The organism is Nocardiopsis sp. RV163 (genome assembly GCF_001029525.1).
Taxonomy (GTDB): Bacteria; Actinomycetota; Actinomycetes; order Streptosporangiales; family Streptosporangiaceae; genus Nocardiopsis; species Nocardiopsis dassonvillei.
In genome coordinates, this window is record NZ_LEKI01000183.1 from 1 (window position 1) to 10,226 (window position 10,226).

Sequence of the window (10,226 nt, forward strand, 5' to 3'; positions counted from 1 at the left end):
GAGGTGGCCAGTGTGATGCGCGTGGAGACCTTCGCCGACTGAGGGGGTCGCGACCGTCCGCGGTGCGCGGCCCCCTCAGTCGGCGAAGGTCTCCACGCGCATCACACTGGCCACCTCGCGCACCATGTCGTGGACGCGCAGGTCCTCGACCGTGGCGCTGAGCGCGGCGTCGGGGGCGGGGTGGCTGACCAGCACCAGCTGGGCGTCGTCCCCGCTGCCCTCCTGGCGCACGTTCTTGATGGACACGCCGTGGTCGGCGAAGATCTCCGCGACCTTGGACAGCACTCCGGGACGGTCGGCCACGTCCAGCGCCACGTGGTAGCTGGTGATGGTCTCGCCCATGTCGTGCACCGGCAGCCCGGTGTCGTGCCCGCCCTCGGCCACCGAGGTGTCGGCGAGGCGGTTGCGCGCCACCGCGACCAGGTCGCCCAGGACCGCGCTGGCGGTGGGGGTGCCCCCCGCACCGGCCCCGTAGAACATCAGGCGGCCCGCTGACCCGGCCTCCACGAACACCGCGTTGTAGGCCTCCTTGACACTGGCCAGGGGGTGATCGACCGGGAGCATCACCGGGTGGACGCGCACGCCCACCGACTCGCCGTCCCGCGAGCGCTGGCAGATGGCCAGGAGTTTGACCACGCAGCCCATCGCGCGGGCGCTGGCGATGTCCCCGGCGGACACGCCGGTGATGCCCTCGCGGTGCACGTCGGCGGCGGTCACCCGCTGGGTGTGGAAGGCCAGCCGGGCCAGGATGGCGGCCTTGGCCGCCGCGTCGAAGCCCTCCACGTCAGCGGTCGGGTCGGCCTCGGCGTACCCGAGGGCCTGCGCCTGCTCGAGGGACTCGGTGAACCCGGCTCCCAGGGAGTCCATCCGGTCGAGGATGTAGTTGGTGGTGCCGTTGACGATGCCCAGCACGCGGTCGACCCTGTCCCCCGCGAGCGAGTCGCGCAGGGGCCGCAGCAGCGGGATCGCGCCCGCCACGGAGGCCTCGTAGTACAGGTCCACCCCGGCGTCGCGGGCGGCGGCGTGCAGGGTCTGGCCGTCCTCGGCGAGCAGGGCCTTGTTGGCCGTGACCACGGACTTGCCCGCCTTGATCGCGGCGAGGATCAGCGAGCGGGCCGGTTCGATGCCGCCGATGACCTCCACCACGAGGTCGATGTCGGGACGCGTGGCCAGGGCCGTGGCGTCGGTGGTCAGCAGCGCCGGGTCGACACCCCGGTCGCGGCCCAGGCGGCGCACCGCGATGCCCCCGATCTCGATGGGCGCGCCCACCCTCGCGGCCAGTTCCTCGGACTGCTCGTTGACCAGGCGGACGACTTCCGAGCCCACCACGCCGCATCCGAGCAGCGCCACCTTCATCGCCATTTGGGCGTGACTCCCACTTCTCTCGTGAATCCTCGTCTCGGGGCGGCCCCGGCCGCCGTCGGGACCGTTCAGCCGACGTCGAGGCGGAGGAGGTCCTCCTCGTTCTCCCTGCGCACGATGACGCGGGAGGTCCCGCCGCGGACCGCGACCATGGCCGGCCGGGGCAGGTGGTTGTAGTTGCTCGCCATCGAGTAGCAGTAGGCCCCGGTGGCGGCGACGGCCACCAGGTCGCCAGGGCGCAGGTCGGCGGGCAGGTAGAGGTCGTGGACGATGATGTCGCCGCTCTCGCAGTGCTTGCCGACCAGGCGGGACAGCATGGGTTCGGCGTCGCTCTCGCGGGAGGCGAGCTGGCTGGTGTACTCCGAGCCGTACAGGGCGGTGCGGATGTTGTCGCTCATGCCGCCGTCGACGCTGACGTAGGTGCGGATGCCCTCGACGTCCTTGACGGTACCGACCTCGTAGACGGTGATCCCCGCCGGGCCCGCGATGGCGCGGCCGGGCTCGACCGCGATGCGGGGCACCGGCAGTCCGGCCTCCTCGCACTCGCGGCGCACGATGGAGGTGAGGCTCCCCGCGATGGTCTTGGGGTCCAGGGGGTCGTCGCCGGAGGTGTAGGCGATGCCCAGGCCGCCGCCGAGGTCGAGCTCGGCCAGGGTGACGCCCAGCTCCTCGTGGACCCCGGTGAGGAACCGGGTCACTCGGCGGGCGGCGACCTCGAAGCCGGAGGTGTCGAAGATCTGCGAGCCGATGTGCGAGTGCAGGCCGACGAGTTCCAGGTGCGGGTCGGCCAGGACGCGGCGGACGGCCTCGGCGGCGGCGCCGGTGCTCATCGCGAAGCCGAACTTCTGGTCGTCGTGGGCGGTGGCGACGAACTCGTGGGTGTGCGCCTCCACGCCGGTGGTGACGCGGATGAGGACCTTGGGCCGGGCGCCGAGTTCGGCGGCGATCGCGCCGAGGCGCTCGATCTCGTCGAGGGAGTCGATGATGACGCGGCCCACCCCCGCCTCGACGGCGCGGCGCAGCTCGGCGGCGGACTTGTTGTTGCCGTGCATGCCGATGCGCTCGGCGGGGACCCCGGCGGCCAGGGCGACCGTGAGTTCACCGCCCGAGCACACGTCGAGCTTGAGCCCCTCCTCGTTGACCCAGCGCGCGACGGCCTTGGTCAGCAGGGCCTTGCCCGCGTAGTAGACGTCGGCGTCGGAGAAGGCGGTGCGGTAGTCGCGGGCGCGGCCCCGGAAGTCCTCCTCGTCCATGACGAAGAGCGGTGTGCCGTGGGCGGCGGCGAGTTCGCGCACGCCGACGCCGCCGACGGTGAGTTCACCGTCCGCTCGGCGCGCGGTGGCGGGCCACACGCGCGGGTCGAGGGCGTTGAGGTCCTCGGGCGGCAGCGGCGGGTTGTCCTCCGGCAGGATCTCCGCGTGGCGGGAACCGGCGGGGTGGGCGTAGCGGCTCATGATCGGCTTTCGGCTGGGACTGTACGGCTGTGCGGGTCGGCGGCACCCCCCATTGTCCACCGAACCGATCGGAACACCAGGGACGGGTACGGCCCACCGGGGGGCGCGGAGCGTCTACAGCCTTGTGGGCGCTGACACCCCGAGCAGGAGGAGTCCGGCGCCGAGGATCCCGGCGACGGCCGCTGGAGGGGCCGGGTCCGCGGCGATCCGCTCAGAGGCTCCGGGGACCGCGGCGGAACACGTCCGCCACTCATCGTAGGCACTGGTCAGCGCCTCCAGGTATCGGACCAGGATATGGGGTTCCTCTCGGCGGGCGGCCGTGTCCAGGACGCTGGGGCCGTCGAAGAGGAGGCCTCGCACGGCGGCGGTGCGGTCGTGGTCGGCCGCGGGGGGCGGTGCGCCCTCGGCGGTCCAGCGCACGAGGCTGGTCGCGTGGGCGTGTGCGTAGCGCATCCGGAAGGCGGGGTTGGCGTCGGTCAGGCGCGCCCAGGCCCCGGGGTACTCGGCGGAGGGCAGCACAGGCAGGTCGCGCCCGGTGGTCTCGGTCCCGCGCGGGCGTTCGGGCACCGAGCGGCAGAAGGCGACGCGCGCGCTGTCCTCGCCGACCGCGCCGAGGGCGCGCGCGGCGGGGGTGAGCAGTTCCCGGTGCCCGCCGTCGAGGTAGGGGTCGCGCCAGGTGGCCCCGCCGGGAGCGGGCGGAGGGGTCTGGGGGCCGACAGCCAGGGCGATGCGGGCGCGGGCGTCGGTGCGGGCGAGCCTGCGGGCCTGGGCGACCGGCCCGGCCTCGTGCAGGGCGGAGGCCGGCCACTCCCCTTCGCCGTCCCAGTCCCGGCCGGTGAGGAAGCGGGGACCGTCGGCCGCCGCGGCGAGCAGGGCGTCGCGCTGGCGGCAGGTGAAGGTGACGTTGACGAAGCCGCGGCCGTCGCCGGTGACGCGGTCGAAGTCCACCAGACCCTCGTCGCGCATGGCCGAGAGCTCGGCGGCGACGCGGTCGCGGACCTCCGCGCGGCGGTCCCCCCGACGGTCGGGCTCCCGGCCTCCGGAGCCGCCCGCCAGGCGGGGCGGCAGGGCGGTGGCGGCGTCGGCGCCCCCGTCCGCGTGGTCGTTGCGGGGCCACACGAAGGGGATCGCGTCCGGGGGCAGGTCCAGGGCCCGCGCGGCGGCCGTGCGGACGGCGGCCTCCAGTTGTCCGGGGGTCATTCCGGGCCCCCGCCGACCAGGCTCCGGATGATGTCGATGAGCACGTCGGGGTCGAAGGGCTTGGTGAGGTAGGCGTCCATACCGACGCGCCTGCCGCGCTGGTGGTCCGTCTCCTGGGTGCGGGCGGTGACCATGATGATGGGGCGGTCGCGGGTGCGGGCGTCGGCGCGCAGGCGCTCGACGGCGGTCCAGCCGTCCACACGGGGCATCATGACGTCCATGGTGACCACGTGCGGGTCGATGTGCGCGGCGCGGTCGAGGCAGTCCTGGCCGTCCACGGCGGTGAACACCTCGAACCCCTCCAGTTCGAGGTTGAGGCGGATGAGCTCGCGGATGACGTCGTCGTCCTCGACGACGAGAACCCGTGTGGGTAGGGCGTTCACGGGCGCGACACTACCGCCGCCGGGCGGCAGGGCACCACCGGAACGGGCTCATCGCCGGGCCTGGCCGGGCGCGGCGGCGACTGGTGGACGAAGGACGGCGCGATCCTGCTAGAGTTGTTCACGCAAGCCAGCCCCCTTAGCTCAGGGGATAGAGCATCGGCCTCCGGAGCCGGGTGCGCAGGTTCGAATCCTGCAGGGGGCACATCACAGCGGACCAGCGGGATCTCCCGGCTGGCCGACCGGAAAGACGCCGACCGCCACGGTCGGCGTTCTTCGTTTTCCGCCACCTGCGACCGCTTCCGCCGGGATCGCGGCGGGCGGTGCGCACGCCGGACGGGACGCGCGACGCCGCGAGGGGCGGGGCGCCGGGAGTTCCCGGCGCTCCGCCCCTCGCGTTCGGGCCGTCCGCGGTCCGGGCCGCCGCGGTGCGGCGGGCGGCGCCCGGTCAGGCGGGTCCGGGCAGCGGCCAGGAGCCGTCCACGACCGCCTCGGGATCCCTGCGCCGCAGGTAGTCCTGGAAGCTCGCGGCCTGTTCGGCCTTCCAGGCGGCCTGCGCGGCGTGCAGGTCGTCGATGTCCATGGCCGCCAGTTCGGGGTGGGCGGCGGCGAGCTTCCAGGCCAGCCGGGCGGCGGCGAGCGCGTCCGCGGCGGCCCCGTGCGCCTGGTCTGCGTCCAGGCGCACGCCGTGGTGGGCGCACACGTCGACCAGTTTGCGCGAGCCGCGCCGGAAGGTGTCGAAGCGCTTGTCGATCACCAGCGGGTCCAGGACGCGCAGCGTCCCGTCGAAGCGGGCCCCCGCGTCGTGGCGCCGGAGTTCGGCGGAGAGCAGGCCCAGGTCGTAGGGGGCGTTGTAGACCACCACCGGCAGCCCGTCCACGGCGGCCTTCTCCAGGGCGGCGCCGATCTCCGGCACCGCCTCGGCGGCGGGACGGCCGTGCTCGCGGGCGTGCTCGGTGGTGATGTGGTGGATGTCGGTCGCCTCCCGGGGGATCTCGATCCCGGGGTCGATGAGCCAGGTGGTGACGTCCTTGGTGCGGGCGGCGGGGTCGATGCGCCACAGGGCGGCGGTGACGATCCGGTCGTTGCCGGTGTCCAGGCCGGTGGACTCGGTGTCGAACGCGGCCATGGGCCGGGTGTGCCAGGTCATGGGGACCTTTCCGGGTCGGGATGTGCCCATAGGTACCCGCTCCGGCGCGTGTTGTGCCGGTGCGTGCGGACTTTCGCGGGCGCGATCCCTCCCGGAGACGGTGTCGGCGCGGGGCCGGCCGCGCGGTCCCCCGACCGGTGCCCGCCCGGCGCGGCGCCGCACGGGAGGCGTTGTCCACAGGCTCGGACGGCCACTGGTGCGGCGGGCGCGCGTGCCCTAACTTCGGAGCATGAAGTTCCTGGTACGCGAACGCGTTTTCGACATCGGTGACGACTACTGGGTGACCGACGAGGCGGGTGAGAAGGTCTTCCTCGTGGACGGCAAGGCGCTGCGGCTGCGCACGACCTTCGAACTCAAGGACACCGACGGAACCGTCCTCGCCGTCATCCGCAAGAAGCTGTTCAGACTGCGCGACCAGATGGGGGTCGAGCGGGAGGGCGGCCCCACCGCCACCGTCCGCAAGCGCCTGGTCAACCCGCTGCGCGACAAGCTCGTGGTGGAGGTGGAGGACGCGCCGGACTGGGAGGTGACCGGGGACTTCCTCGACAAGGAGTACGTGATCAGTGACGAGCACGGCACCGTCGCGCACGTGTCCCGCAAGTGGTTCCGCGTCCTGGACACCTACGCGGTGGACGTGAACACCCACCGCTCGGACATCGCCGGGGACCCCGCCCTGGTGATCAGCGTGGCGGTGGCCGTGGACGCCCTCACGCGTGACGAGGACGACGAGGAGGGGCCGGGGGACTGAGCCGGGGCGCGCGGCGGCGCCCCGGCCCTAACCCGGGTCAGGCGTCGCGCCGACGGAACAGCCAAAGCGCCGCCGCCCACACCAGCACCACCCAGGCGGCCATGACCGCGCCGCCCTGGAGGGGGGACAGGTCGGTCCGGTTGGGTCCTCCGAGCAGGAACATCTGGGCCCCGCCCGGTCGGGCGGGTAGTCGGCCGCTTCGGTCAGTATCGAGAGGAAGAGGGGCAGCGCCAGCACCGTGCTGATCAGCACGGTCAGCTGCACGATCGCGTTGCGCGCGACGACGGTCAGCCCGGCCGCGAGCAGGGCGAGGAGGACCCAGTACAGGGCGGCGCCCGCCAGGGCGCCCGGCACCGGGCCCGCGACGGCGTCCGCCAGCGGGTAACCGTGCTCCCCCGGGCCGAACTGGGTGGCGGCGAAGGCGGCGGCCACGGTCACCACCGCGACGGGCAGCGCGGCCAGGTTGAGCCGCTGCCCCATGCCCAGCGAGAACGTGCGCACCCGTGAGCGGGCGGCGTGTGCCAGGCCGGCCCGCTCCAGGACCTCCTCCGCCCGGGAGGCGGGCAGGCCGTTGGCCCGGACGATCCGCCCCAGGTTGGCGCGGGCAGTGCGGGAGGGGTGGGCGCCGCCGACGTCGAGCTGGGCGCCCAAGCGCCTGGTGAGTCCGCGTATCTCGACCATGGTGCCCATCCTCGGGCCCGGAGGCGTACCGGCGCGTCGGCCCGTGGTGGACAGTCGCACCGTCGACCCCGGGAGACGTCCGGGGCGGGCGCACGGGTTCCCGGCGGGCCGGATCGGCCGGGTCAGTCGCGGCGGGCGGCCCGGACCAGGCCGGTCTCGTAGGCGAAGACCACGAGCTGCGCGCGGTCGCGGACGTCGAGTTTGGTGAGCAGACGGCTCACATGGGTCTTGACGGTGGCGCGGCTCAGGACGAGGCGGAGGGCGGGGGTTCGGTCGCGACGGTCACCGGTGGTGCTCCGTTCCGGAGGCGGGTGGGGTTCGCCGCCCACGATGCCAGTGTCCGGCGGGGCCGTCGACGCGCTCGCGGGGTCCGCGGCGGGTACGGGACGGAGAGGGTGGCTGGCTGTAGTGCCCGGGGTGTCCGCGATGGACCAGACTGTCGTTGGTCGACGGGCGAGACGAAGGGACGGCGTGCATGGGCGCGGTCTGGAGGCGGGCGCTGAGGGCCAGCACGTACCTGCTGGTGGTCCTGGGCTCGGGGCTGGTGACGCTGGCGATGCTGCCGCTGACCCTGGCCGTGGCGCTGACCATACCCCTCGGGGGTTTGGGGTTCGTGCTGCTCCCGCACTGGGTGGGCCTCCTGGGCCGGTGGGCCTCCTGGCACCAGCGGTGGGCCTCCCGCTTCCTGGGCGTGCCGGTCCCGCGCGTGGGCGGGCGTGAGGCGTCGGGCTTCCGGGAGCTGTGGGGGCGTCCGTCCACCCGCCGCGTCCTGCTGTGGCTGCCCGCGTTCGCGCCCGCCAGCACCGTGCTGGGGCTCGTGGGGCTGCTGGCCCTGGCGATGCCGCTGAGCGCGCCGCAGTACCTGTTCTGGTGGGCGGTCCCGCGAGAGGAGCCGTTGCAGCTCCTGTGGCTTCCCGTGCTGGACTGGGGCACCGCGCTGGTCACCGGGGTCGCCTACGCCGTGATCGGGTGCGCGCTGGGTCTGGGCGCGGCCGTCCCGGCGGCACGTGCCCACGCCCGCATGACCCTGGCGCTGCTGGCTCCCACGGAGGCGGAGCTGCTGGCGGCCCGGGTGGACGAGCTGAGCCGCACGCGCGCCGACGTGGTGGACGCGCACGGTGCGGAGCTGCGCCGGATCGAGCGCGACCTGCACGACGGCACCCAGGCGCGGCTGGTGGCGATCGCGATGCAGTTGGGCGTGGCGCGGGAGGCGGTGGAGAACCCGGCCGTGGCCGCGCTGCTCCGGAACGCCCACGAGGGCGCAGAGGAGGCGATGGCCGAGCTGCGCGAGGTGATCCAGGGCATCTACCCGCCGATCCTGGCCGACCGGGGTCTGTCCGGGGCGCTGACCGCGCTGGCCGCCCGCACCACCGTTCCCACCCGCCTGGACGTGGGCGAGCTCGGCGCGCTCCCGGTGGCGGTGGAGACCGCGGCCTACTTCGTGGTCACCGAGTCGGTCACCAACGCGGTCAAGCACAGCGGGGCCGGGGAGGTCTCCGTGCGCCTGGAGCGCGCGGGCGGCGTGCTGCGGGTGACGGTGCGCGACGACGGCTCGGGCGGGGTGGACGAGGAGCGCGGCAGCGGGGTGCGGGGACTGCGCCGCCGGGTGGCCGCCCTGGACGGTACGGTACGCGTGGACAGCCCGGCGGGCGGGCCGACCGTGATCGACGTGGAGATGCCGTGCGGATCGTGATCGCCGAGGACAACGTGCTGCTGTCGGCGGGTCTGGAGCTGCTGCTCTCCACCAGGGGCTTCGAGGTGGCCGAGGTGGCCGCGGACGCGGCGGCCTTCGCCGACGCGGTGGACCGCCACCGGCCCGACCTGGCCATCGTGGACGTGCGGCTGCCGCCGAACTTCCGCGACGAGGGCATCCACGCGGCGATCGGGGCCCGCCGCAGGCACGAGGCGCTGCCGGTGCTGGTGCTCTCGCAGTACGTGGAGAGGGACTACGCCGGGGAGCTGCTGGCCGACGGCCGCGGCGGGGTGGGTTACCTGCTCAAGGACCGGGTGGGCAGGGTCAGCGAGTTCGTGGACGCGCTGCGGCGGGTGGCCGGGGGCGGCACGGTGATGGACCCGGCGGTGGTGCAGCAGCTGCTGGCCCGCCGGGTCCGCGACCCCCTGGAGTCGCTCACCCGGCGCGAGAACGAGGTCCTGGCGCTGATGGCGGAGGGGCTCGACAACGGGGAGATCGCCGAGCGGATCGTGGTCACCGAGAACGCGGTGCACAAGCACGTCGGCAACATCTTCGCGAAGCTGGGGCTCTCGCCCTCCGACAGCGGGCACCGCCGGGTGCGCGCGGTGCTCGCCTACCTCGACAGCAGGTGAGCGGCCCCGGCCCGGTCCTGTGGGCGGCACCCGGCGGGGAGCGGGTCAGCGGCCCGGCGCCGGGGCCTCCTCACGGGTCCCCCGCGGGTGACCAGCAGGCCGGTGACGGCCGAGGACCGCGGCGGTGAGGGCATCGGCCTGAGGCGCCGCGTGCGGTGTCACGGGGCCCGCGGTACCGTGCGGGCCGGGGATCGCGCCGTCCCGTGATCCGCGCCACACGCGGCTACTGGCCGGTATGCCGACACGCCCGCGCCGGGGTGGCGGGAGCGGACGCCCCGTCCGGCTCTCCCCGGCTCCTCTCCCCCCGTCCCGGAGGGCTCAGGCCGCGGGCCAGGAGCTGCCGGTGAGGTCGTAGGCCAGGTGGAACCACACTTTGCGGATGCTGGGGTGGCCGTTGTCGCCCCAGGCGGTGGCGAAGCTGTCGACCAGTGCCAGGCCCCGGCCGTTCTCCGCGGTGAGCCGGTCGCCCTCCAGCGGTCCGGCGCTCAGCGGACGGTCCTCTCCCGGCGCGGAGCGCGTGGGCCTGCCGTTGTCCCGGCAGACCAGCGTGAGCCCGTTGGGCGCCCGGGTCACCCGCAGCACGAAGGTCTGGCCCTCCTCGCCGGAGCGGCTGTGCCGGATGGCGTTGGTGGCCAGCTCCGTGCCCAGCAGCGAGAAGACGTACCGGTAGTCGCTGTCCCGGGCGGCCGCGCAGGTGTCCAGGAAGGCCCTGGCCAGCGGCACGCTGGCGGGCTCCCCGGGGAACTCCCAGTGGCGTTTGGTGAAGGGGACCGGCGGCCGTCCGCTGAAGTAGTGCCGGTACTCGTCGGGCACACCCGTGAGGACGGTGTCCTCGGCCTTGGCAAGAGCCGGCACGGAGACGAGCGTGGGCATGGGAGGACTCCTTCGGCGGGGCGGTTCAGTGGGCAGGCGAACCGGGGGAAGGG

At 74.3% G+C, this 10,226-nt stretch carries 11 protein-coding genes and 1 tRNA gene; 4 read left to right on the plus strand and 8 right to left on the minus strand.

Annotated elements, in window-relative coordinates; all coding sequences use genetic code 11:
- Positions 1-75: 75 nt before the first annotated feature.
- From ABD54_RS23075 to ABD54_RS23090, 4 genes are all read right to left on the minus strand, one after another.
- Positions 76-1,362 carry a homoserine dehydrogenase gene (locus tag ABD54_RS23075; RefSeq protein ID WP_047871634.1) on the minus strand — a complete coding sequence of 429 codons (1,287 nt, stop codon included), beginning with the start codon at positions 1,360-1,362 and terminating at the stop codon, positions 76-78.
- A 68-nt stretch (positions 1,363-1,430) separates the two neighbouring features.
- The gene (gene lysA, locus ABD54_RS23080; protein WP_047871635.1) at positions 1,431-2,816 is read right to left on the minus strand and encodes a diaminopimelate decarboxylase; all 1,386 of its coding nucleotides are present in this window, start codon (positions 2,814-2,816) and stop codon (positions 1,431-1,433) included.
- Between the two features lie 114 nt (positions 2,817-2,930).
- A complete protein-coding gene (locus ABD54_RS23085) occupies positions 2,931-4,016 on the minus strand; it encodes a DALR anticodon-binding domain-containing protein (RefSeq protein WP_047871636.1) in 1,086 nt (361 codons plus the stop codon).
- Positions 4,013-4,399 carry a response regulator gene (locus ABD54_RS23090; RefSeq protein WP_047871637.1) on the minus strand — a complete coding sequence of 129 codons (387 nt, stop codon included), beginning with the start codon at positions 4,397-4,399 and terminating at the stop codon, positions 4,013-4,015. The genes ABD54_RS23085 and ABD54_RS23090 overlap by 4 nt, the downstream gene beginning before the upstream one ends.
- A 130-nt stretch (positions 4,400-4,529) precedes the next feature.
- Between ABD54_RS23090 and ABD54_RS23095 the strand changes: the two genes are divergently transcribed.
- A tRNA-Arg gene (locus tag ABD54_RS23095) sits at positions 4,530-4,601 on the plus strand.
- Between the two features lie 243 nt (positions 4,602-4,844).
- Here ABD54_RS23095 and ABD54_RS23100 read toward each other — a convergent pair.
- The gene (locus ABD54_RS23100) at positions 4,845-5,546 is read right to left on the minus strand and encodes an exonuclease domain-containing protein (protein ID WP_082166954.1); all 702 of its coding nucleotides are present in this window, start codon (positions 5,544-5,546) and stop codon (positions 4,845-4,847) included.
- A gap of 229 nt (positions 5,547-5,775) precedes the next feature.
- On the opposite strand from ABD54_RS23100, the gene ABD54_RS23105 reads away from it, so the two are divergent.
- Complete coding sequence (locus tag ABD54_RS23105) at positions 5,776-6,294, plus strand: LURP-one-related/scramblase family protein (RefSeq protein WP_047871638.1); 519 nt, start codon at positions 5,776-5,778, stop codon at positions 6,292-6,294.
- A 27-nt stretch (positions 6,295-6,321) separates the two neighbouring features.
- Here the strand turns inward: ABD54_RS23105 and ABD54_RS23110 are convergent, their stop codons facing one another.
- Positions 6,322-6,975: a hypothetical protein gene (locus ABD54_RS23110; protein ID WP_235432163.1), complete on the minus strand. Its 654-nt coding sequence runs from the start codon at positions 6,973-6,975 to the stop codon at positions 6,322-6,324.
- Positions 6,976-7,097: 122 nt separating this feature from the next.
- On the minus strand, positions 7,098-7,304 hold the full coding sequence (locus ABD54_RS23120) for a response regulator transcription factor (protein ID WP_047871639.1): 207 nt from the start codon (positions 7,302-7,304) through the stop codon (positions 7,098-7,100).
- A 146-nt stretch (positions 7,305-7,450) separates the two neighbouring features.
- On the opposite strand from ABD54_RS23120, the gene ABD54_RS23125 reads away from it, so the two are divergent.
- Together ABD54_RS23125 and ABD54_RS23130 are read left to right on the plus strand one after the other, a co-directional pair.
- Positions 7,451-8,668, plus strand: a complete 1,218-nt coding sequence (locus tag ABD54_RS23125) for a sensor histidine kinase (protein ID WP_047871640.1) — start codon at positions 7,451-7,453, stop codon at positions 8,666-8,668.
- Positions 8,656-9,300, plus strand: coding sequence for a response regulator transcription factor (locus ABD54_RS23130; protein ID WP_013151363.1), 645 nt, complete (start codon positions 8,656-8,658; stop codon positions 9,298-9,300). The genes ABD54_RS23125 and ABD54_RS23130 overlap by 13 nt, the downstream gene beginning before the upstream one ends.
- Before the next feature lie 318 nt (positions 9,301-9,618).
- On the opposite strand, the gene ABD54_RS23135 is transcribed toward ABD54_RS23130, so the two are convergent.
- Positions 9,619-10,173: an ATP-binding protein gene (locus ABD54_RS23135; RefSeq protein WP_047871641.1), complete on the minus strand. Its 555-nt coding sequence runs from the start codon at positions 10,171-10,173 to the stop codon at positions 9,619-9,621.
- Positions 10,174-10,226: the final 53 nt, after the last annotated feature.